Consider the following 22,232-nt stretch of genomic DNA (forward strand, 5'->3'; position numbering starts at 1 on the left):
GCATCAGAGGACAGTTGAGATTTGTTCTCATTAGCAAGGAGGAGTAATCTTCTCGCTATGCATTCTTCTCTTCTGCGTCCGGCTGCGCTGACTGCGGCCGCCCTGCTCGCCCTGACCGCCTGCAGCGATGACGGCGGCGGCGAGACCGGTGCCGCGGGGGCCGGAGGTGAGGACACCGGGCTGCTGATCGTCGCGCCCACCGATGTCTACGCCGACCTGGCCCAGCAGGTGGTCGGCGACAGCGCCGAGGTGGAGGCCCTGGTGGACAGCCCCGCCATCGATCCGCACTCCTATGAGGCCTCTCCGCAGGATCGCCTGCTGGTGGAGGAGGCCGACGTCGTGCTGGCCAACGGAGGCGGCTACGACTCCTATATGAACCAGCTGGCGGACTCCGCCGGGATCGGTGAGGACGTCTACCAGGTCATCGAGGGGGAGAACGAGCACTCCCACGACTGGGACGGCGAGTACGCGAACGAGCACATCTGGTACGACCTCCAGCTGATGAGTGAGTTCGCCCTCGAGTTCTCCGAGCATATGACGGAGCTGGCCCCGGACAACGCCGAGGCCTATGAGGAGAACGTCCAGGCCCTCTCCGAGGAGATCGATGGTCTGCTCGAGCGCACCCGGCAGATCGACGCCGAGGGCCTGTCCTACTTCGCCACCGAGCCGGTCTCGCAGTTCCTGCTGCTCGACGCCGGTTTCGAGGACCTCACCGAGGAGGAGTTCCTCAACGCCGTGGAGCACGGTGAGGACGTCCCCGCACGGCTCTATCAGGACTCCCTGAACCTGGTCACCGAGGGGAAGGCCGACATGCTGGTCTACAACCCGCAGACCGAGACCCAGCAGTCCCAACACATCCGCGAAGCCGCTGAGGACGCCGGCCTGCCGGTGCTGGAGTTCAGCGAGACCTTTCCCGACGACGTCGACGACTTCCTGATCTGGATGGACGAGAACATCAGCCAGGTCGAAGAGACTGTGGAGGAGCTGCGTGGCTGAGGTCGAACCCGACGGCGGACGCGCACCCGTGCTGCGCCTGGACGATGCGACGATCGGGTTCCACGGACGCACCCTCTGGCAGGATCTGAGCCTCGACCTGGTCCCCGGCGAGTTCCTCGCCGTGCTGGGTCCCAACGGCTCGGGGAAGTCCACTCTGCTCAAAGTCCTGCTGGGCCTGCAACGGCTCAACAGCGGCCGCGTAGAGATCGCCGGCCGCCCCGCCCGCCGCGGCAGCAGTCGGGTGGGCTACATCCCGCAGCAGCAGACCCTGCCGGTGGAGACGCCGCTGCGCGCCCGCGATCTCATCGCCATGGGCCTGGACGGACACCGCTTCGGTCTGCGCACCCGCCCCAGGGCGCTGCAGGCCACAGTGGACCAGCTGCTGGAGGATGTGGGCGCCACCGACTACGCCGAGATGCCGGTGGGGCTGCTCTCCGGAGGCGAGCAGCAGCGCCTGCGGGCCGCCCAGGCGCTGGCCTCCGACCCTGACGTGCTGCTCTGTGACGAGCCCCTGCACTCCTTGGACCTGCACCACCAGCAGGCGGTCACCGAGCTGATCCGCCGGCAGGCCCAGGAGCGCGATGCCGCAGTGGTGTTCGTGACCCACGAGATCAACCCGGTCATCGAACATGTGGACCGGGTGCTCTACTTCGCCCGCGGCCAGTACCGCATCGGTACACCGGAGGAGGTCATCCGCTCCGAGGTGCTCTCCGAGCTCTACGACTCCCCGGTGGACGTCATCGAGCACCGCGGCCGCCTGGTGATCATGGCCGATCACGTCGAAGGCGACCACTGCCACGTGGACCATGGAGGCGTCCTGTGATCGAGCGCATCACCTCATCCTTCAGCACCGACGGCTACTGGGACCTCTTCCAGCTGGTCCAGAACTCTGTCATCACCGCCGGCGTGCTCGGCCTGATGGGCGGGCTCATCGGCATCTTCATCATGCTGCGGCGCACCGCCCTGGTGGTCCACGGCATCGCGGAGATCAGCTTCGCAGGAGCCGCCCTGGCGCTGCTGGCCGGCGTCGACGTCGTCGCAGGCTCTGCCGTGGGCGCGGTGGTGACCGCGCTGCTGATCGGCGTGCTGAGCCTCAAGGACAAGGACACCTCTGGGGTCACCGGTGTGCTCATGCCGTTCGGCATGGGGCTGGGCATCCTCTTCCTGCACCTCTATCAGGGGCGCTCGTCCAACCAGTTCGGCCTGCTGACCGGTCAGATCGTGGGTGTGGACGATATGCAGACTCAGACGCTGGTGACCGGTTCGGTGATCATCACCGCGGTGCTGATCGTGATCTGGCGTCCGCTGATGTTCGCCTCCGTGGACCCGCAGCTGGCCGCCGCCCGGGGGGTCCACGTCAGTGCGCTCTCCATCCTCTTCATGGTGCTGCTGGGATCAGCGGTGGCCATGTCGGTGCAGGTGGTGGGCGCTCTGCTGGTGCTTTCGCTGCTGGTGGTGCCCTCGGCCGCGGCGCTGAAGATCTCAGTGCGTCCGCTCTCGGTGGTGCTCTTCTCCATGGCCTTCGCGCTGGTCTCCGCCGTGGGCGGGATCATGCTGGCGCTGATGGGCACGGTGCCGATCAGCCCCTACATCACCACGATCAGCTTCCTGATCTATCTGGTCTGCCTGGGGATCGGACGCGGACGCCGGATCCGACGTCAGCACCAGGTGGCCGAGGTGATGGCCCGCTCAGCCCGGCAGGCTTGAGCACTTGGCGCAGTAGCCGAAGATCTCCAGGGTGTGCTGCACGTCGGTGAAGCCGTTCTGATCGGCCAGCTCACCGGCCCAGCTCTCGATGTCCGGGGCCTGAAACTCCACGGTCAGTCCGCAGCTGCGGCAGACCAGGTGGTGATGGTGCTCCTCGCGCTCGCACAGTCGGTAGATGGCCTCACCGTCGTCGGGACGCAGCACATCCAGCAGACCCTCCTCCTGGTGGGCCTGGAGCACACGGTAGACCGTGGCCAAGGAGACCTTCTCTCCGCGCTGGTCCAGGACCCGGTGGAGGTCCTGGGCACTGACGAAGTCTTCCAGAGAGTTCAGCGCGGCCCAGACGGCACGCTTCTGACGCGTGGAACGGCCCCGCGGTGCGCCCGCGGCAGGGGAGGAGGCTTCTGTACTCATGCTTGTCACAGGGTAGCAGGCGGCTACAGTGGAAATTATGAGCACAGTCTTCACCAAGATCATCGACGGCGAACTTCCCGGGCGCTTCATCTGGCAGGACCAGAAGTGCGTGGCCTTCCTCTCGATCGCGCCGCTGGCCTACGGCCACACCCTGGTGGTGCCGCGTCAGGAGATCGACCGCTGGACCGACGCCGACCCCGAGCTGGTCACCCATCTGACCGCTGTCGCCCAGCGCATCGGCACTGCCCAGGTGGAGGCCTTCGGCTCCCTGCGGGCCGGGCTGACCATCGCAGGCTTCGAGGTGCCGCATCTGCACCTGCACGTCTGGCCCTCGAACTCCATGGAGGACCACGACTTCGCCAACGCCCTCGAGGACCCGGATCCGGCTCAGATGGATGAGGCCGCAGAGAAGCTGCGCGTGGCCCTGCGCCTCATGGGAGAGACGGAACAGGTGCCGGAGGAGGAAGCCTGAGCGGATTCTGTGGCCCCGCGGCCTGGGTTGAGTGGCGGCCCCACGGCCTCTCCTCCCGTATGGCCGATCTTCGGGAGGAGCCCGGGGCGGTCCGAAGCACGTTCCGCCTCCCAGCGCATACGCGAAGGGCTCCGGACCTTTCGGTCCGGAGCCCTTCGCTTCCTTGTGCGCGAGGGGGGACTTGAACCCCCACGCCCGTGAAGGCACTGGCACCTGAAGCCAGCGCGTCTACCTATTCCGCCACTCGCGCAAGACGGGAAATCCTTGGACTTCCCTGCTCTGAACGACGCTTTCCGGTCTCGTTATCCCTCTGCGAGGAGGGCTCCTGATCCCGGCTTCAGCGCCGAACAGCGAGAACTACTCTAACCCGAAGATCTGGCGAATGCATAATCGAGACCCGCAGGCGCTCGGAACCCGCGGATTCTCGGGGTTGTAGACTCGTACAGTTATGCCTGAGACCGCCTCGCAGCAGACTGCCCGGAAGAGCGCTGAGTACTCCGTCGCCGCCCTGAACTATCCGGTGCAGCTTCCGGTCACCGGTGAGCGGGAGACGATCCTGGAGGCCCTGAGCGAGCACCAGGTGGTCGTCGTCGCCGGTGAGACCGGTTCCGGCAAGACCACCCAGCTGCCCAAGATGCTGCTGGAGCTGGGCATCCACCAGGACGGCATCATCGGTCACACCCAGCCCCGCCGGCTCGCCGCGCGCACTGTGGCGGAGCGTCTGGCCGAGGAGCTGGGCACCTCCGTCGGTGAGGACATCGGCTACCAGGTCCGCTTCACCTCAGAGGTGTCGAAGGGCACAGCGGTGAAGCTGATGACCGACGGCATCCTGCTGGCCGAGATCCAGCGGGACCCGCTGCTGAAGCGCTATGCGGCCATCATCATCGACGAGGCCCACGAGCGCAGCCTGAACATCGATGTGATCCTCGGCTATCTGCGCCGCATCCTGCCCAAGCGTCCCGATCTGAAGGTGGTCATCACCTCAGCCACCATCGACCCGGAGCGCTTCGCCCGCCACTTCACCCGCGAGGAGCTGCCGGAGGACTCCGAGGAGCTCCCCGAGGACACTCCGATCATCGAGGTCTCCGGGCGCACCTTCCCCGTGGAGATCCGCTACCGCCCGCTGCGCCCCGAGGCCGCCGAAGCCGAGGATGAGTTCGGCCAGGCCCAGGACCCGGCCCACGCGGAGGAGGAGAAAGATCTGCTGGACGGCGTGGCCGAGGCGGTCCAGGAGCTGGCAGACGAGCCCGACGGCGACATACTGATCTTCTTCCCCGGTGAGCGTGAGATACGCGACGCCGCCGATCACCTCACCGATGTGGTCCGCCGTGACCGCCGCCTCTCCGGCTCTGAGATCCTGCCGCTCTTCGGACGGCTCTCCATGCAGGAGCAGAAGCGGGTCTTCAGCTCCTCAGGTCGGCGCAGGATCGTGCTGGCCACCAATGTGGCAGAGACCTCGCTGACCGTGCCGGGCATCAAATACGTGATCGACACCGGCACCGCCCGCATCTCGCGGTACTCCACCCGAACCAAGGTGCAGCGGCTGCCCATCGAGCCGATCTCCCAGGCTTCGGCGAATCAGCGCTCCGGCCGTGCCGGACGCACCTCGCCCGGTGTGGCCATCCGGCTCTACTCCGAGGAGGACTTCGCCTCCCGGCCGGAGTTCACCGATCCGGAGATTCTGCGCACCTCGCTGGCCAGTGTGCTGCTGCAGATGTCGTCTATGGGCATCACCCGCACGCCGGGGGAGCTGCTGGAGTTCCCCTTCGTCCAGAAGCCCGACTCCAAGGCCGTTCACGACGCCGTCCGGCTGCTCACCGAGCTGGGCGCCCTGGAGAAGTCCGGCACGGTCACCACCACCGGTCGGCTGCTCTCCCGTCTGCCGGCCGACCCGCGGCTGGGCCGGATGATGGTCGAGGCCGGCCGCCGCGGCTGCCTGGAGGAGGTCACCGTGCTGGTGGCCGCCCTGTCCATCCAGGATCCCCGCGAGCGTCCCACTGAGGAGCGGGCCCAGGCCGATGAGCTGCACCGCCGCTTCACCGATGACACCAGCGACTTCTCCGCGCTGCTGAACCTGTGGCGCTATCTGCAGCTGAAGCAGGAGGAGCTCTCCGGCAATCAGTTCCGCAAGCTCTGCCGCCGGGAGTACCTGAACTATCTGCGCGTCCGCGAATGGCAGGATCTGGTGGTCCAACTGGCCGAGATCGCCCGCGATGCCAAGCTCGGGGATCTGCCCAAGGGACGGAAGGCCTCCTCCCTGGCCAAGAACCCGGCGGCCAACAGCGATGCGGTCCACCAGTCGCTGCTCTCCGGGCTGCTGAGCCATATCGGCCTGTACTCGCCCAAGAACCGTGACTATCAGGGTGCCCGCGGCACCCGGTTCGCCGTCTTCCCCGGCTCCGGGCTGTTCAAGAAGAACCATGACTGGGTGATGGCGGCCGAGCTGGTGGAGACTTCCCGGCTCTGGGCCCGAATGGTGGCCCGGGTGGATCCTGCCTGGATCGAACAGCTGGCCCCGCATCTGACCAAGACCTCCTATTCGGAGCCGCGCTGGAGCTCCCGCAAGGGCGCTGTGGTGGCCAGCCAGAAGGTTACGCTCTTCGGCGTCCCGGTGATCGCTGACCGCCAGGTCCTCTACGCCAAGGTGGATCCCGTCTACAGCCGCGAGCTGTTCATCCAGCGCGCCCTGATCGAGGGGGACTGGAACACCCGCCATCACTTCGATCGCAGGAACCGGGAGCGCTTCCAGGAGATCGAGGAGCTGGAGAACCGCACGCGACGCAAGGATCTGCGCGCCTCCGATGAGGAGCTCTTCGCCTTCTTCGACGCCCGTCTGCCTGCCACGATCGTCTCCCAACGCCACTTCGACACCTGGTGGAAGAAGCAGCGCCACGAGACCCCGGAGCTGCTGGACCTGGGAGAGGAGCACCTGCTGGCCGATTCGGCCGAGGAGGTGGACGTCGAGGCCTTCCCGGAGCACTTCGACCACGACGGTCTGGCTCTGGAGCTGCGCTACGAGTTCAACCCCAGCCGCTACACCGCCGGCAGCACCAGCTCCGACGGCATCACCGTCCGGGTCCCTGTGCTCTTCCTGAACCAGCTGCAGCCCCACCGCTTCACCTGGCTGATCCCGGGCCTGCGCGCCGAGCTGATCACCCACCTGATCCGTTCCATGCCCAAGCAGGTGCGCAAGAACTTCGTCCCCGCACCGGATGTGGGCGCCCAGGCCCTGGAGCGGCTCGAGGCCGACTATGAGCCCGGAGCCGACCCCCTGGAGCCCGCCCTGGCCAAGGTCCTGCAGCAGCTGCGCGGCCATGTGGTGGATCCCGGCGTCTTCGACGTCTCCACCCTGCCGGATCATCTGCGCTTCACCTTCGCGGTGATCAGCGAGAAGGGCCGTGTGCTGGACTCAGGCACCGATCTGGAGGAGCTGAAGGTCCGCTTCTCCTCGCAGGGCCGCGCGGCCATCAGCCGGGCCACCAGCGGTCAGCAGGGCGAGGGCACGACGCCGACGCCGGCCTCCGCAGCAGGTGCCCGGTCAGCAGGCGGTCAGTCCGGTGCGTCCCAGGCAGGTGGTGAGGCGGCCGCAGTCTCTCAGGCTCGCGAGCAGACCTCCTGGACCTTCGGGCACATCCCGCGAGAGATCACCGCCGTGGTGTCCGGACGCGCGGTCACCGGCTTCCCGGCGCTGGTCCCCGACGGCGTCGGTGTGCGCTGCGCCGTGCAGGACTCGGCGCTGGAGCAGGCTCGGGTGCACAGGGGCGGCGTCGTCGCCCTGCTGCGGGCCGTGCTGCCCTCGCCGCAGCGCTATGTGGTCGATCATCTGAGCAACCGGGAGCGGGTGGCCTTCGGGCAGTTCTCCCAGGTGGAGGAGATCGTCGCCGACGCCACCACCGCTGCCCTGCAGCATCTGATCCCGGGGGAGCCGGGGTCCTCGGCCGATCTGCCCTTCACCCAGGAGGAGTTCGAGGAGATCGCCCGCAGCGCCCGCGCCGAGCTCATCGAGACGGTGCTGACGCTGACCGATCTGATCGCCCAGTCGCTGACCGCGGCGGCCGAGCTGCGCTCGCAGCTGCAGGGAGTCCGCTCCGCGGCTCTGCATCCGGCGGTGGGGGATATGACCGCCCAGCTGGATCAGCTGGTCCATCCCGGCTTCGTCACCGCCACCGGCTATGAGCAGCTGCGGCATATGCCGCGCTATCTGCGGGCCGTGCAGACCCGCCTGGAGCGGCTTCAGGCCGGTCAGGGCGTGCCCAAGGACGCCACGGATACGCAGCAGGTCCAGCAGCTGGAGGATGAATACGACGCCGCCGTGGAGGCTGTTCCGCCGCAGCTGCCGGTCCCGGAGCCGCTGCGCGCGGTCAAGTGGATGATCGAGGAGCTGCGGGTCAACCTCTTCGCCCAGCAGCTGGGCACGGCTCAGACGGTGAGCACCAAGCGGGTGCGCAAGGCCATCAAGCAGGCGGCCCGCTGAGGCTCAGCCCTCGGCCTTCTTCTCCTGATCGAGCTTGCGCTTCATATCGGCGGCGTAGACGTCCACATACTCCTGACCGGAGAGCCGCATGATCTGGTACATGATCTCGTCGGTGACCGCCCGCTGGGCGAAGCGGTCGGTGGCGTTGTCGTAGTAGGCGTCGAAGTGGATGGGTTCGCCGATGATCATGCCCACCCGCCGCAGGTTGGGCACCTTCTTGCCGATGGGCTGGACCTTCTCGGTGCCGATCATCGCCACCGGGATCACCGGGACGCGGGTGTTCAGCGCCAGACGGGCCACGCCCAGCTTGCCCCGGTAGAGGCGGCCGTCGGGGGAGCGGGTGCCCTCCGGGTAGATGCCCAGCAGGGCGCCCTCGCGCAGCGCCTCCTCAGCGGCGGAGAGCGAGTTCTGGCTGGCCTGGCCTCCGGAGCGGTCCATCGGGATCTGGCCGCTGATCTCGAAGAACTTCTTCTGCGCCAGACCGCCGGGGCCCTTCTTCACGAAGTAGTCCTTCTTGGCCAGGAAGCGCACAGGGCGCGGCACCTTCACCGGCAGGAACACCGAGTCGGAGAAGGAGAGGTGGTTCGAGGCCAGGATCGCCGGGCCCTCGGCGGGAACATTGTCGAGTCCCTTGACCCAGGGGCGGAATGCGGTGTTGACCAGCGGTGCGACGGCGAAGGTCTTGGCCATGTAGTAGAACGACACGCCCACCACTCTAAAGCCTCTAAGGTGAACCTATGGGAAAGGCTCATGTCGGCGTCGCCGTCTTCCACGGCTTCACCTCCACCACGGCCAGCATGCGGCCTGTGGCCGATGCGCTCACCGAGGCCGGATACCGCGTGGATCTTCCGCTGCTGCCCGGTCACGGCACCAGCTGGGAGGAGCTGGCGCAGACCCCGCACCAGGACATCATGCGGGCTGCGCTGGCCTCCTTTGACCGGCTGGCCGCGCGCTGCAGCCAGGTGGCTGTGGTCGGCCTCTCCATGGGCGGGGCGCTGGCCCTGCATGTGGCCGCACGCCGCCGCGTCCTCGGCGCGGTGACCATCAACCCGGGCCTGCGGCTCAAGCCGTTGACCGGACTGGGCGCAGCAGTGCTGGGCCGGGTGCGCCGCAGCGTGCCCTCCATCGCCGGGGACATCGCTCGGCCCGGTGTGGTGGAGGAGGCCTATCCGGTGACTCCGCTGCGCGCCGTCGTCGGGCTGGACCGGATCTTCCGCGAGGTCCGCGGGGAGCTGGATCGGGTGCGAGCCCCGGTGCTGCTGCTGCGATCAGCGCGGGACAATATCCTCCCGCCCTCCTCGGCCGCTACCCTGGAGAAAAGTCTGCGTCCGTGCCAGCTGCGGACCGTGCTGCTGCACCACAGTCTGCACGTGGCCACGCTGGACTACGACGCCGACATCATCACTCGGACAACACTGGAGTTCCTCGATGAGCAAGAAGCGCGATGACGGACAGGGGTCTTCCCGGCGGAGCCGGCCGGTGAGGAACTATCGGATCGAGAGCGATCAGCCCGGCAACCGCCGCCCCGGCGGACCGCCTGCCCGCGGCCCGCGGGACCACACCGTGGACGACAGCGGCCTGGACGACTTCACCCCGCCCAACCCAGGGAACCCGCTCGCCGGGGCCAAGCCGGGTGTGGTCCTGGGCGCTGCGCTGGCGCTGCTGGGCATCGTCGCCCTGGTGGTGGTGCCCTTCCTGCCCATCAGCGCACCCACCTGGACGGTGCCGGCGCTGATCGGCGTCGTGCTCCTCGGTCTGGTGGTCCTCTTCATGCAGATGCCGCGGCACCGCTCCGACGGCGGCGACGGTGCCCAGGTCTGAGGCCCTCTGCTACTGTGATGAACAACACAGGAGGCGTCCAGCTTCCTGCTGGCCCCCGCAGAACACGCAAGGAGCAGTGAACGTGAAAGAGAACACCGTCCCGGCAGTCATCGACGTCCCTGCGGAGCTGAACATCACTGACCTTTTGGAGCGTCAGGCTGATGCGGATCCCGAGAACATCCTCTTCGGTCGTCAGCTGAGCCCGGGGGAGTGGACCGACATCTCGGCCGCGGAGTTCCGCGCCGATGTCATAGCCCTGGCCAAGGGCCTGGTCGCCGAAGGTGTCCGGACCGGAGACCGGGTCGGCATCATGGCGGCCACCCGCTATGAGTGGACTCTGCTGGACTTTGCGATCTGGTACTCCGGGGCCGTGACTGTTCCGATCTACGAGACCTCTTCGCCCTCTCAGGTGGCCTGGATTCTGGAGGACGCCGGGGTGAGCGTGGTCTTCGCCGAGCGTTCTGAGCATGAGCGCGTGGTGGACCGCGCCATCAGTCAGGAGAAGCTCGAAGGCGTCCGCCACATCTTCCAGATCGAGGGTGAGGACCTGGACGAGCTGCGCGCGGCCGGCCAGGAGATCGGCGATGAGGAGATCGAGACCCGCCGCACCGCCGCCGGGCTCTCCGACGTCGCCACCATCATCTACACCTCTGGGACCACCGGCCGGCCCAAGGGCTGCGAGCTGACCCACGGCAACTTCGCTGAGCTGAGCCTGCAGACCCTGCAGATCATCGGGCATGTGGTCCATAAGCAGGCCTCCACGGTCATGTTCATCCCGCTGGCCCACGTCTTCGCACGGTTCATCTCCGTGCTGGCCGTGGCCGCCGGATCCCGCGTGGGCCACACCTCGGACATCAAGGACCTGGTGGACGACCTCGGGACCTTCCGCCCCACCTTCCTGCTGGCGGTGCCCAGGGTCTTCGAGAAGATCTACAACGCCGCCCTCATGAAGGCCCAGGGCGAGGGGAAGGGAAGCATCTTCGAGAAGGCCGCGGATACGGCCATCGCCTGGTCCAAGGCCAGCCAGGCCGGCAAGGTGCCCTTCGGTCTGAAGCTCAAGCACGCTGTGTTCTCCAAGCTGGTCTACTCCAAGCTCCACGCCCGGATGGGCGGACAGGTGGCCCACGCCGTCTCCGGCGGATCGCCGCTGGGGGCGCGCCTGGGCCACTTCTTCCACGGCATCGGGGTCACCATCCTCGAGGGTTACGGCCTGACCGAGACCACCGCACCCATCACGGTGAACACCCCGGAGCAGCTGAAGATCGGCACCGTGGGTCTGCCGCTGCCCGGCAACGCCGTGCGGATCGCCGAGGACGGCGAGATCCTCGGCCGCGGTGTCTGTGTGTTCCCGGGCTACCGCAACCGCCCGGAGGAGAACGCGGAATCCTTCGTGGAGCTCGACGGCCAGAGATGGTTCCGCACCGGAGACATCGGCGGCCTGGACGAGCAGGGCTATCTGACCATCACCGGCCGCAAGAAGGAGATCCTGGTGACCGCCGCGGGCAAGAACGTCTCCCCGGCACAGCTGGAGGATCAGATCCGCGCCGACGCCATCGTCTCCCAGGTGGTCGTGGTGGGAGACAACCGGCCCTTCGTGGCCGCTCTGCTCACCCTGGACCCGGAGACCCTGCCCCAGTGGCTGGAGCGTCAGGGGATCGCCCAGGACACCCCCATGCCTGAGCTCATCGAGGACCAACGCGTCATCGACCACATCCAGTCGGTGATCGACAAGGCCAACCAGAGCGTCAGCCGGGCCGAGTCCATCCGTGACTTCCGCCTGCTGGAGAAGGACTTCACCATCGAGTCGGGCCATCTGACCCCCTCGCTGAAGATCAAGCGGCCGGCCGTCATGGACGACTACGCCGAGCAGGTTGAGGCTCTCTACCGGGATGCCGCCGCGGCGCGCGGATGAGCCTATTAGGCACAGGCTCACACCGCGCTTTACGCTAGTGCGGTGACTACTACGCCAGAGCCCCGTAGCGACGCCCTGTTGACCGCACCCGGAGAGATCCTGCACACCGGTGCCGCCGACTATCCCGGCTTGGACGAGTGGCGGAACCTGCCGCTGAAGCAGCAGCCGGACTGGCGTGGCCACCCCGACTTCGACTCCTCCTACGAGCAGCTGTCCTCCAATCCGCCGCTGGTCTTCGCCGGCGAGGTGGACAAGCTCAAGCGCCGTCTGGCCAAGGTGGCCAACGGTGAGGCCTTCCTGCTGCAGGGCGGCGACTGCGCCGAGACCTTCGACGGCGTCACCGCCGATAAGATCAGCGCCCGGGTCAAGACCATCCTGCAGATGGCCGTGGTGCTGACCTACGGCGCCTCCCTGCCGGTGGTGAAGATGGGCCGCATGGCCGGCCAGTACGCCAAGCCGCGCTCCTCGGATATGGAGACCCGCGGCGATGTGACCCTGCCGGCCTTCCGCGGGGAGATCGTCAACGGCTACGACTTCACCGAGGAGTCCCGGATCCCGGATCCCAAACGGATGGTGGAGGCCTACAACAAGTCAGCCTCCACGCTGAACCTCATCCGTGCCTTCACCGAGGGCGGCTTCGCAGATCTGCGCGCCGTCCAGCAGTGGAACAAGGGCTTCATGGAGAACCCGGCGCATGCCAAATACGAGCAGATCGCCGGTGAGATCGACCGCGCCGTGCGATTCATGGAAGCCTGCGGCGCCGACTTCGAGGGCCTGAAGCGCACCGAGTTCTACTCCGCCCACGAGGCGCTGCTGCTGGACTACGAGCGGGCTCTGACCCGTATCGACTCCCGCACCGGCCAACCCTACGTGACCTCTGGCCACTTCGTGTGGATCGGGGAGCGCACCCGTGAGCTCGACGGCGCCCACATGGACTACCTCTCCCGGGTCCAGAACCCGGTGGGCGTGAAGCTGGGCCCCAACACCACCGCGGAGACCGTCCTGGAGATCATCGAGAAGCTGGATCCCAACCGGGAGCCCGGCCGACTGACCTTCATCTCCCGCATGGGCGCTGCCAACATCCGCGAGAAGCTCCCCGCCCTGGTGGAGACCGTGCGGGACTCGGGCGCGAAGGTCGTCTGGGTCACCGACCCCATGCACGGCAACACCATCACCGCGAAGAACGGCTACAAGACCCGCCGCTTCGACGACGTCATGGACGAGGTCCGCGGCTTCTTCGAGGTCCACCAGGCGGCCGGGACCTACCCGGGCGGTCTGCACGTGGAGATGACCGGCGACGATGTGGCCGAGTGCCTGGGCGGCTCCGATGAGATCGACGAGAACGCCTTCGACGAGCGCTACGAGACCCTGGTGGACCCGCGCCTGAACCACAAGCAGTCGCTCGAGATGGCCTTCCTCGTGGCCGAGGCGCTCAAACCGGTCAAGTGACCAGCTGATGATCCTCCCCGCAACTGGGAGGCTCCCGCTACTGGGAGGCTCCCGCTACTGGGGGCCTCCCAGGCTGGGGATGATGGCCGGGCTCAGCCCCAGGAACCATGCCAGCAGGGTCACCACCGATCCCACGATCATCACGATCGCCACAGTGAGCCAGGCGCGCGTCGGCGTCGGGGACTCCAGATGGACCGTCGGACGCTGGCGGTCCTTCTTGCTCTCCGGGCGCCGATGCTGCCGCTCCCGGCGGGCTGACTGCTCCGCGGCCTCTGCGCTGAGTGGACTGGATCCTCCCTGGCCGCGGCCCACAGCCGAGAACTGTGTGGTCTCCTCCTGTGCCTGCGGAGTATAGGAGGCCTCCGGAGGGGCATAGCTCATCGTGGGGACCTCGGCCACGGTCTGGCGGTCCTGCTCGGCCAGAGTGGGCCAGCCGCCCGCCGGCTGGGTGTGGTCCAGCGCGGCGTCGACGTCGTCGTCCCAGCTCTCAGGCTCATCCCGGGTGGGGAAGTCCTCCGGCAGCGGGCCATCCCGCTCTGCGCCCACGATCTCATCGACGTTCGAGGGCTTCGACGAAGGTTCGGGCGCAGCCGGCTCGGCCGCCGCACCCGCTGCGGCCGAGCCGAGGACGGCGGTGCCGGCAGCAGCCGCACCCTCGGTGCCGGAATCCTCGGCGGGACCCCCGTGGAGGCGCTGGTGCTTGCGCAGCGCGCCGTCGAAGTCCAGCTGCTCATCGGTGAGCTCCTCGCGGGTCTCGCGCAGCAGGGCCAGGAGCTCATCGGCATTCTTGGGCCGTCCGACCATCTTGGGCTGTGTGGCGGTGGTGACCAGCTCATCCAGCGCCTGGTCCAGTCCGGGAGCATACTTCGAAGGCTCCGGGACGGTGGAGTTCACGTGCTGGAAGGCCACACGGACGGGTGAGTCGCCCGTATAGGGCTGGACCCCGGTGAGCATCTCGTAGAGCAGGATGCCGGTGGCATAGATGTCCGCGCGCTCATCGGCACCCTCGCCGGAGAGCAGCTCGGGGGAGATATAGGCGACGGTTCCCATCAGCGTGGAGGTCCCCGAATGGTGGGTGGCCGCACGTGCCAGGCCGAAGTCGGCCAGCTTGATGCTGCCGTCGCGGGAGACCAGGACGTTCTCCGGTTTGATGTCGCGGTGCACCAGCCCGGCGCGGTGGGCCGCGCCCAGACCGCCCAGGATCGCCTCGAGGTAGGTCAGCGCCAGCCGGGGCGTCATCGGCCCCTTCTTCAGCAGCGTGCGCAGCGTGGCCCCGGGGACGTACTCCATCACCAGATAGGCGGTCTCGCGGGTCTGGCCCTGGTCGAGCACCTGGACCACATGGGGGTGGGAGATCAGCGCCGAGTTCCGTGCCTCCTGCTCGAAGCGGTCGACGACCTTGCGGTCCTCGGCCATATGCGGGAAGAGCACCTTGAGCGCCACACGGCGGCCCAGCCGGCGGTCCTGGGCCACGTACACCGTGGACATGCCGCCGCGGGCCACACGATCCTCGATCACATAGCGTCCATCGATCTCAGACCCCATCCAGGGGTCCATCGATTCGGTCTCCTGCTCGCCGGAGGAGGGCTGTTCGGTGCTCACCCGCCCAGGGTATCGGACCTACCGGCGGCGATGGACGAGCCGCTCGCGGACCTGCGCGAACTCCTCCAGGACATCCTCGGCCACACCGGCTGCGCGCAGCGCCTCCTCGGCGCTGCGGCTCTGCTCGGTGAGCGCCTCGATGCTGCGCTCCACTTCGTCCAGCGCCCCGGAGGAGACGAGGATCTCGCGGGCTCGGTCCACCTGCGCCTCGGTGAGGTTCGGATCGCCGAGCATCGCAGTCAGCTCCGCAGACTCCTCGGCAGGGGAGCGGAACAGGCCGTAGGCGATCAGCTCGGTGCGCTTGCCCTCGCGCAGATCATCGCCTACCGGCTTGCCCGTGGTCTCGGGATCCCCGAAGATACCCAGGATGTCATCGCGCAGTTGGAAGGCCTCGCCCACCGGCAGGGCCGCGGCGGCGAAGGCATCGGTGAGGTCCTGGGAGCCGCCGGCCAGAGCGCAGCCGAGCACCACCGGGTACTCGGTGGAGTACTTCGCGGCCTTATAGCGCAGCACGCCGCGGGCCCGCGCCACCGCTTCCTCCTCAGTGGGGGCGGGGTGGCCCACCTCGGCCAGCACATCGAGGTACTGGCCGGTGATCACACTGGTGTGCATGCGCTGGAAGGTCTCCCGGGCGGTGTTTCCGCTGCGCGCGGCGGCCCCGTAGGCCAGCTCGGCCTGGGCATAGGCCTCGCCGGCCCACGCCAGGGCGAGGTCTCCGGAGAGGATGGCGCCGCTGGTGCCGAAATGCGCAGCGTCGCCGCTGAACTCCTCGCTGCGGTGGAGCTCCTCGAAGCGGATATGGGAGCTGGGCTGACCGCGCCGGGTGGAGGAGCGGTCGATCACATCGTCATGCACGAGGGCGGCCGCCTGGAAGAGCTCCAGCGCGACGCCGAGCTCCTCGGCTCCGGCCGCCGGGTCACCCCCGGCGCCTCGCCAGCCGATCCACCCAAGCACCGGGCGCAGCTTCTTGCCGCCGCGGGTCAGCTCGCTGAGCGCATCGACCAGCGGGGCACCGTCGGGGGAGATGGCGGAGACCTCCGCGCGACGCTCTTCGAGGAAGGCGGCGCAGCGGCGGTTGACCTGGTCGATGAAAGCGTCACGCGAGAATGTCACCGCACCACCGTACCCTGGAGACATGGCTTCTGATCCGGCTTCACCCGGTGGCGCGGGCGGCTCCCGTGTGCTGGCACATGCGGATATGGACGCCTACTACGTGGAGGTGGAGCTGCTGCGCCGCCCGGAGCTGCGCGGCCGCAAGATCATCGTGGCCCAGGACTCCGGCCGCTCCGTGGTCCTCTCCGCCTCCTATCAGGCCCGTGCGGACGGGGTGCGTTCCGCCATGCCGCTCTCCCGCGCCCGCCAGCTGAGCCCTCATGCCCTGGTGCTGGAGCCGACCATGCACCGCTACCGGGAGATCTCGGCGCAGATCATGGCCTACTTCGCCACGATCACCGACCGCGTGGAGCAGCTGAGCGTGGATGAGGCCTTCCTGGACCTCACCGGCGCCCGACGCCGGCTGGGCAGCCCCGAGCAGATCGGCCGGATGATCCGGAGCGACATCCGCGAACAGTTCGGTCTGCCGGTCACCGTGGGCATCGCGGACCGGAAGTTCATCGCCAAGATCGCCTCCACTCGGGCCAAGCCGGACGGACTGCTGCTGGTTCCTCCGCCGCGCCGGGTGGAGTTCCTGCACACGCTGCCGGTGCGGGCGCTGTGGGGAGTGGGCGGCAAGACCGCCGCAGCCCTGGAAGGTCTGGGCATCTCCACGGTGGAGCAGCTGGCCCATACTCCGGCGGACTCCCTGCGCCGCCGCTTCGGCGTCCACGGCGAGCAGCTGCACCGGCTGGCCTGGGGAGAGGACGACCGCGAGGTTGAGACCGAGCGGGCCGAGAAGAGCATCGGGGCGGAGGAGACCTTCGCCGAGGACATCGCGGAGGAGAAGGTGCTGCGCGAGGAGCTGCTGCGGCTCAGCCATAAGGTGGCTGGGAGACTGCGCGCCTCCGCCATGACGGCCCAGGGGGTGGCGCTGAAGCTGCGCTACCGGGACTTCGAGACCCACACCCGCAGCGCCACGCTGCCTCACCCCACCCATTCGGGGCTCACCCTGTACTCCACGGCGGTGTCTCTGCTGGAGAAGATGGGGGAGCGGCCGCAGCCGGTGCGGCTGATCGGAGTGCGCGCCGAGCGGCTCCAGCACCACGTCGGCGCCCTGCAGCTGAGCTTCGATCGGGCTGAGACCAACTGGGTGGATGCGGAGAATGCAGTGGACGCTGTGGCACGCCGGTTCCCGGGGGCCTCAGTAGCTCCGGCATCTCTGCTTTCCCGGGAGCCTCGCCCTGAGATAGAATGATCTCCCAGGTACAACCAGTTCTGTGGAGCAGCTCCGCAGGGCCGGTTGACCGCCGAAGCCGAGACCGCGAGGAGCCTCACGATGCCACTGTCGGAGCGCGAGCAGCGCATGCTCAAGGAGCTGGAGGAACAGCTTCAGTCGGAGGACCCCAGCTTCGCCAGCTCGATGCAGGAAGCACCTGCGGGGAAGCTCAATGTCCGCAACCTGGTGCTCGGCCTGCTGGTCGCCGTGGGCGGCATCGGAGTCCTGATCTTCGGCATCTCCAACCAGTGGATCTGGTTGGGTGTGATCGGTTTCCTGATCATGGGTCTGGGCGTCTACTTCGCCACCACCGGAGGCCCCTCGGGCAGCGGCTCCTCTGCTGACGGAGACTCCGGAGGCAACGGCGGCGGAGGTGGCGGAGGCCCACGCTCCTCCACTCCGAGCCCCTCGGGCTCCTTCATGAGCGGCCTGGAGCAGCGTTGGGAAGAGCGCCGCCGCCAAGACTGACTCCACCAGACTTCTGAACGAGGACCCCTCTCCGATGCGGAGAGGGGTCCTCGTCGTCTCAGGGACCTCCACCGTCCACCACGGTCTCCGCTGCGCGCCTCTCCTTCCACCCCGCTCCACAATCACCACGGCACCCCACCTCCTCCACTTCCCACCACCTCCTCCACTTCCCACCACTGAGGCCGTCCATCCCCGTCGGAACGGGGCTCTGGGCGGCTTTTTGTGTGCTCGGGACGCGCCTGGCGTGAAAATCCCTCCACCCTCCACCACCACGCGCCCGCACACCTGTTTTCCCTGGTCACAGGCGGGCTGGCAGAGGCTGTTCATCGAAGAAGCACCCCGTACAACCCCTGTGCAGCATTGCGTGTGGGGGAAAGTGGGGTAAAGTGGGGGATGCAAGAGAGATGAGGGTGTCCCTACTCGGACATGTGAGGTGGTGGTTGCCGTGTTCCTCGGCACCTACACGCCTCGGATGGACGACAAAGGACGTCTGATCCTTCCCGCGAAGTACCGCGAGGAGCTGGCCGAGGGTCTGGTCCTCACCCGCGGGCAGGAGCGCTGCATCTACGTGTTCAGTGCTGAAGAGTTTCAGAACGTGCACCGCCAGATGCGCCAGGCCCCTCTGACCTCACGCCAGGCACGCGACTACATCCGCGTGTTCCTCTCGGGAGCCTCGGACGAGGTCCCCGATAAGCAGGGGAGGGTCACCATCCCTCCCGGGCTGAGGGAATACGCGGGCCTCGATCGCGAGGTCACAGTGATCGGCGCGGGTGACCGCGCAGAGATCTGGGACACCGCGGCATGGAACGCCTACTTGGAGGAGAAGGAGTCGGAGTTCTCGTCCACCGACGAGGAAGCCATCCCCGGACTCTTCTAGGAGCAGACGGTGCTGGAGGCCTTGGATGAGTTCTCCCGCCGCCCGGCACGTTCCCTGACGTCTCTTCCCCGATGTCAGGTGACTGCGGAGCGGATGGGGAGCTGGTCCAAGGATTCACGTCAGAGCAGGACGAGTGGAGGCGACATGGCAGAGCGCGCAGCGGCTGACCGGCATGTTCCGGTGATGCTTGACCGCTGCGTCGGGCTGCTCGTCGCCGGGGCGGAGAGCATCCGCGCTCAGGGCTCGATCCCCGTGGTCATCGATGCCACCCTCGGCATGGGCGGCCACTCGGAGGCCCTGCTGCGCTCCAGCGATGACCTCCAGGTCATCGGACTGGACCGAGACCCCCAGGCCCTGGAGATGGCGGGGGAGAGGCTGATCTCCTTCGGCAGCCGGTTTCGCGGAGTCCGCACGGTCTATGACCGTGTGGACGAGGTTGCCGAGGAGCATCTGCAGCCCGGGCAGCAGCTCGCCGGTGTCCTCTTCGACTTGGGCGTCTCCTCCCTGCAGCTGGATGAGGCCGAGCGCGGCTTCGCTTACTCCTATGACGCTCCGCTGGACATGCGTATGGACTCTTCCGAGGACTCCCCGGACGAGTCGGTGGCCGAGCTCCTGGCTCGAGTCGATGAGCAGGAGCTGCGCGGGATCATCCGTGAGTACGGAGAGGACCGCTCGGCCGGCCGAATCGCCAGGGCCGTCGTGGCCCGGCAGCGCGTCACGCCCTTCACCACCACCCAGGACCTGGCTCAGGTCATCGACCAGGCCGTGCCTGCGGTGGCCAAGCGCACCGGAGGCCACCCCGCCAAACGCACCTTCCAGGCGCTGCGGATCGCGGTGAACCGTGAGCTGGAGGTGCTCTCCGAGGCTCTGCCCCACGCGTTGGACGCCCTGGACCTCGGCGGACGGGCCGTGGTGCTCAGCTACCACTCCCTGGAGGACCGGATCACCAAGCGGGCCTTCGCCGCACGGACCACCTCCTCGGCTCCGGCCGGTCTGCCGGTGGAGCTGGAGGAGCATAAGCCCACCTACCGCGCCGTCACCCGCGGCGCTGAGGGCCCCGAAGAGCAGGAGATCGCGGCCAACCCGCGAGCCGCCTCTGCGAAATGCAGATCAGTTGAGAAGATCAGAACGGCCATGAGGAGCGAGCGATGAGCGCAGAAGCACGTGCAGATGACGCACTGCGGGCTGTCCGGGGCAACACCGCCCGGAAGCTGGACTCCGCGCCGCTCGAGCACCAGGAGAGCCTCCGCTCGGCCAAGCCTGTGCTGCGGGCCCTCCCCAAGGTCAAGGAGCGTCAGAGGGGACTGCTCGCCGGCATCATCGGACTGCTGGCCGCTGCGCTGGGCATCGTCTTGGCGGTGAACATCCACGTCTCCAGCACCCAGTATCAGGTCGTGGAGCTGCAGAACCACTACACCTCGCTCAGCCAGCAGAACCAGGCGCTGGCCCAGCAGGTCCAGCACCGCCAGTCGCCGCAGTCGCTCTCCGACAACGCCGTCTCCCTGGGCATGGTCATGCCGGCCTCCGCCGGCTCCTTCGACCTGGCCAGCGGTGCCGTCGCAGGTGAGGCGCCTGCCGCTGACTCCTCGGACCGGCCCTCGAGCTTCGTCTCCGCTCCCGTGCAGCCCGGTGACGAGGCCGCCGCCCCGGTGGATGTGGCCGATGAGGTGGCCGGTGCGCCGTCGGGAATGCTCGGCTCCGGCGCGTTGGACACTCTGGAGGGCCCCGTCGGCGGGCACAATGGGGAGGAGGCCTCGGGCGGCACAGAACAGTCCGCGGAGGACCTCAACGGAGGGACCATCCCGGCCCCCGGTCTGAACTAGCGCCCGATAAGGGGGAGACGCACCCATGGGAGCAGCCTCCGCGGCCCGCAGCACGACCATGATGTCCCAGCGGATGAGGATCGCACTGGCCTTCATGGCTGTGGTCCTGCTGGTCATGGGGCTTCGGCTCTTCCACGTCCAGGGCCTCGACACCTCCGGCCACGCGCAGGCCGCCGTCTCCGAGCGCCTGCGCAGCGTCCCCGTCCCCGCCGAGCGCGGCGACATCCTCGACACCCAGGGACGCGTCATGGCCACCTCCGTGGACCGCTACGACCTCGTGGTGGATCAGCGCCTGGTGGATGACTTCCGGGAGCGCGACGAGGACACCGGTCTGATGACCACCGTCTCCATCGAATCCGCCATCGATGAGCTAGCCGAGATCGTGGATGAGGATCCCGAGGCGCTGGCCGAGGACATGACCGGCGACTCCCACTACACCGTGGTGGCCGCATCGGTGACCCCCGAGGAGGAGGAGCGCGCCCTGGAGGTCGGCATCCCAGGCCTCTACTCCGAGCAGGTGCCCCAGCGCAGCTACCCCTCCGGCCCGGTCGCCGGCAGCATCCTGGGCTTCATGGGCTCCGACGGCCCGCTGGAAGGCGTGGAGAGCGTCCACGACGACGTTCTGGCCGGTCAGGACGGCGAACGCATGTATGAGATCGGCGCCAGCGGCGTGCGGATCCCCACCGCCACCTATGAGGAGATCCCTGCCGAGCACGGTCAGGACGTCCAACTGACCATCGACCAGGACCTCCAGTGGTTCGCTCAGGAGGCCATCGCCCAGAAGACCAACCAGTACAACGCCCAGTGGGGCAATGCCACCGTGGTGGACCTGCAGAGCGGCGAGATCCTGGCCATGGCCGACTCAGAGACCGTGGACCCCTCGGACCCGGGGGAGGCCGATGAGCTCTTCCGCCGTCCGCTGGCCCTGACCCAGGACTTCGAGCCTGGCTCCAGCGGCAAGGCGGTGACCTTCGCCGCCGCGTTGGAGGAGGGTGCGCTGAGCCCCACCGATGAGTTCACCGTCCCGGACGAGTACACCGTGGACGGCGAGACCATCCAGGACGCCCGGCCCCACGAGGATTACGAGATGACCGCCGCCGGCATCTTCGCCCGCTCCTACAACACCGGCACGGTCATGATCGGCAACGAGCTGGATGAACAGACCCGGTATGAGTACATGCGCGACGTCGGCCTGGGCGAGCCCATCGACATCGGCCTGGGCATCGAGGGCGAATCCATCCTGCGGGCCCCGGACGAGTGGGATCGCCGCCAGCCGCTGAGCACCCAGTTCGGCCAGGGCTACACCAGCACCGTCCTGCACACCGTCCAGCAGTACCAGGCGCTGGCCAACGACGGCGTCCACGTCCCGCTGAGCGTGGTGGACTCCTATGTGGACTCAGAGGGAAACGTCGCCCCCTATGAGACCGAGGAGCCCGACCGGATCTTCTCCTCGGAGACATCGGAGGAGATGATGCGGATGCTCGAGGGCGTGGTGGAGTACGGCAGCGCGCCGGAGGCCGCCATCGAGGGCTACCGCGTGGGCGGCAAGACCGGTTCGGCGGAGGCCGCCGGTGAGGCCGGAGGCTTCGACGGCTACACGATGTCCTTCGTCGGCGTCGCGCCGCTGGACGATCCGCAGTATCTTGTCTCGGTGGCTGTGCACCGTCCGCAGGGCGAGTGGGGCGACTGGGAGGTGGCCGACACCTTCCAACAGATCATGAGCCACACGCTGAGCACCTACAACGTGCCGCCCAGCGGTGCCGAGGATGAGAGCTACGACGGCTTCGTCGGGGATAATCAGGACTACTCCTGGTGACCCGGAGCTGACTCAGCCCACGGGGCACCT

General features: G+C 67.8%; 19 protein-coding genes and 1 tRNA gene. 15 read left to right on the forward strand and 5 right to left on the reverse strand.

All coding sequences use genetic code 11. The features are described 5' to 3' along the window. Window positions 1-57: 57 nt before the first annotated feature. Genes IEW85_RS02765 through IEW85_RS02775 form a run of 3 tightly spaced genes read left to right on the forward strand, consistent with a single transcriptional unit; the run spans window position 58 to window position 2,703 of the window. Window positions 58-996, forward strand: a complete 939-nt coding sequence (locus IEW85_RS02765; protein ID WP_188682615.1) for a metal ABC transporter solute-binding protein, Zn/Mn family — start codon at window positions 58-60, stop codon at window positions 994-996. Beyond that, window positions 989-1,819 (forward strand): metal ABC transporter ATP-binding protein, encoded by an 831-nt coding sequence (locus tag IEW85_RS02770; RefSeq protein WP_373286536.1) that lies wholly within the window; start codon window positions 989-991, stop codon window positions 1,817-1,819. Before IEW85_RS02765 ends, IEW85_RS02770 begins: the two co-directional genes overlap by 8 nt. After that, window positions 1,816-2,703 (forward strand): metal ABC transporter permease, encoded by an 888-nt coding sequence (locus IEW85_RS02775; RefSeq protein ID WP_308420860.1) that lies wholly within the window; start codon window positions 1,816-1,818, stop codon window positions 2,701-2,703. Before IEW85_RS02770 ends, IEW85_RS02775 begins: the two co-directional genes overlap by 4 nt. Here the strand turns inward: IEW85_RS02775 and IEW85_RS02780 are convergent. After that, window positions 2,686-3,117 carry a Fur family transcriptional regulator gene (locus IEW85_RS02780; RefSeq protein ID WP_188682616.1) on the reverse strand — a complete coding sequence of 144 codons (432 nt, stop codon included), beginning with the start codon at window positions 3,115-3,117 and terminating at the stop codon, window positions 2,686-2,688. The two genes, IEW85_RS02775 and IEW85_RS02780, sit on opposite strands and share 18 nt — an antisense overlap. 37 nt (window positions 3,118-3,154) lie before the next feature. Here IEW85_RS02780 and IEW85_RS02785 point away from each other — a divergent pair, with 37 nt between their 5' ends. After that, window positions 3,155-3,589, forward strand: coding sequence for an HIT family protein (locus tag IEW85_RS02785; RefSeq protein ID WP_188682617.1), 435 nt, complete (start codon window positions 3,155-3,157; stop codon window positions 3,587-3,589). Between the two features lie 166 nt (window positions 3,590-3,755). Here the strand turns inward: IEW85_RS02785 and IEW85_RS02790 are convergent. Next, window positions 3,756-3,839, reverse strand: a tRNA-Leu gene (locus IEW85_RS02790). Window positions 3,840-4,037: 198 nt separating this feature from the next. Between IEW85_RS02790 and hrpA the strand changes: the two genes are divergently transcribed. Then, the gene (gene hrpA / locus IEW85_RS02795) at window positions 4,038-8,063 is read left to right on the forward strand and encodes an ATP-dependent RNA helicase HrpA (protein WP_188682618.1); all 4,026 of its coding nucleotides are present in this window, start codon (window positions 4,038-4,040) and stop codon (window positions 8,061-8,063) included. A gap of 3 nt (window positions 8,064-8,066) precedes the next feature. Here hrpA and IEW85_RS02800 read toward each other — a convergent pair whose 3' ends face one another. Beyond that, window positions 8,067-8,753 carry a lysophospholipid acyltransferase family protein gene (locus IEW85_RS02800; RefSeq protein ID WP_188682949.1) on the reverse strand — a complete coding sequence of 229 codons (687 nt, stop codon included), beginning with the start codon at window positions 8,751-8,753 and terminating at the stop codon, window positions 8,067-8,069. A 47-nt stretch (window positions 8,754-8,800) separates the two neighbouring features. On the opposite strand from IEW85_RS02800, the gene IEW85_RS02805 reads away from it, so the two are divergent. From IEW85_RS02805 to IEW85_RS02820, 4 genes are all read left to right on the forward strand, one after another. Continuing rightward, a complete protein-coding gene (locus IEW85_RS02805; RefSeq protein ID WP_188682619.1) occupies window positions 8,801-9,511 on the forward strand; it encodes an alpha/beta hydrolase in 711 nt (236 codons plus the stop codon). Continuing rightward, window positions 9,492-9,884: a hypothetical protein gene (locus IEW85_RS02810; RefSeq protein WP_188682620.1), complete on the forward strand. Its 393-nt coding sequence runs from the start codon at window positions 9,492-9,494 to the stop codon at window positions 9,882-9,884. Before IEW85_RS02805 ends, IEW85_RS02810 begins: the two co-directional genes overlap by 20 nt. A gap of 82 nt (window positions 9,885-9,966) precedes the next feature. Beyond that, window positions 9,967-11,796: an AMP-dependent synthetase/ligase gene (locus tag IEW85_RS02815; protein WP_188682621.1), complete on the forward strand. Its 1,830-nt coding sequence runs from the start codon at window positions 9,967-9,969 to the stop codon at window positions 11,794-11,796. Between the two features lie 78 nt (window positions 11,797-11,874). Continuing rightward, window positions 11,875-13,245 carry a class II 3-deoxy-7-phosphoheptulonate synthase gene (locus IEW85_RS02820; protein ID WP_188682952.1) on the forward strand — a complete coding sequence of 457 codons (1,371 nt, stop codon included), beginning with the start codon at window positions 11,875-11,877 and terminating at the stop codon, window positions 13,243-13,245. Window positions 13,246-13,299: 54 nt separating this feature from the next. Here the strand turns inward: IEW85_RS02820 and IEW85_RS02825 are convergent, their stop codons facing one another. Together IEW85_RS02825 and IEW85_RS02830 are read right to left on the reverse strand one after the other, a co-directional pair. Further along, on the reverse strand, window positions 13,300-14,847 hold the full coding sequence (locus tag IEW85_RS02825; protein WP_188682622.1) for a protein kinase domain-containing protein: 1,548 nt from the start codon (window positions 14,845-14,847) through the stop codon (window positions 13,300-13,302). Between the two features lie 18 nt (window positions 14,848-14,865). Further along, window positions 14,866-15,960 carry a polyprenyl synthetase family protein gene (locus tag IEW85_RS02830; RefSeq protein WP_188682623.1) on the reverse strand — a complete coding sequence of 365 codons (1,095 nt, stop codon included), beginning with the start codon at window positions 15,958-15,960 and terminating at the stop codon, window positions 14,866-14,868. A 22-nt stretch (window positions 15,961-15,982) separates the two neighbouring features. Between IEW85_RS02830 and dinB the strand changes: the two genes are divergently transcribed. From dinB to IEW85_RS02860, 6 genes are all read left to right on the forward strand, one after another. Then, window positions 15,983-17,197, forward strand: a complete 1,215-nt coding sequence (gene dinB, locus IEW85_RS02835; RefSeq protein WP_188682624.1) for a DNA polymerase IV — start codon at window positions 15,983-15,985, stop codon at window positions 17,195-17,197. Between the two features lie 81 nt (window positions 17,198-17,278). Beyond that, window positions 17,279-17,686, forward strand: a complete 408-nt coding sequence (locus IEW85_RS02840; RefSeq protein ID WP_188682625.1) for an SCO2097 family morphological protein — start codon at window positions 17,279-17,281, stop codon at window positions 17,684-17,686. Between the two features lie 445 nt (window positions 17,687-18,131). Further along, complete coding sequence (mraZ, locus tag IEW85_RS02845; protein ID WP_188682626.1) at window positions 18,132-18,563, forward strand: division/cell wall cluster transcriptional repressor MraZ; 432 nt, start codon at window positions 18,132-18,134, stop codon at window positions 18,561-18,563. A 144-nt stretch (window positions 18,564-18,707) separates the two neighbouring features. Continuing rightward, window positions 18,708-19,715 (forward strand): 16S rRNA (cytosine(1402)-N(4))-methyltransferase RsmH, encoded by a 1,008-nt coding sequence (gene rsmH, locus IEW85_RS02850; protein ID WP_188682627.1) that lies wholly within the window; start codon window positions 18,708-18,710, stop codon window positions 19,713-19,715. Continuing rightward, the gene (gene ftsL / locus IEW85_RS02855; RefSeq protein WP_188682628.1) at window positions 19,712-20,386 is read left to right on the forward strand and encodes a cell division protein FtsL; all 675 of its coding nucleotides are present in this window, start codon (window positions 19,712-19,714) and stop codon (window positions 20,384-20,386) included. Before rsmH ends, ftsL begins: the two co-directional genes overlap by 4 nt. Window positions 20,387-20,411: 25 nt before the next feature. After that, a complete protein-coding gene (locus tag IEW85_RS02860; RefSeq protein WP_188682629.1) occupies window positions 20,412-22,202 on the forward strand; it encodes a peptidoglycan D,D-transpeptidase FtsI family protein in 1,791 nt (596 codons plus the stop codon). The last annotated feature ends 30 nt before the right edge of the window (window positions 22,203-22,232 follow it).

The sequence above is a fragment of the Nesterenkonia cremea genome (assembly GCF_014642675.1).
GTDB classification, from domain to species: Bacteria; Actinomycetota; Actinomycetes; order Actinomycetales; family Micrococcaceae; genus Nesterenkonia; species Nesterenkonia cremea.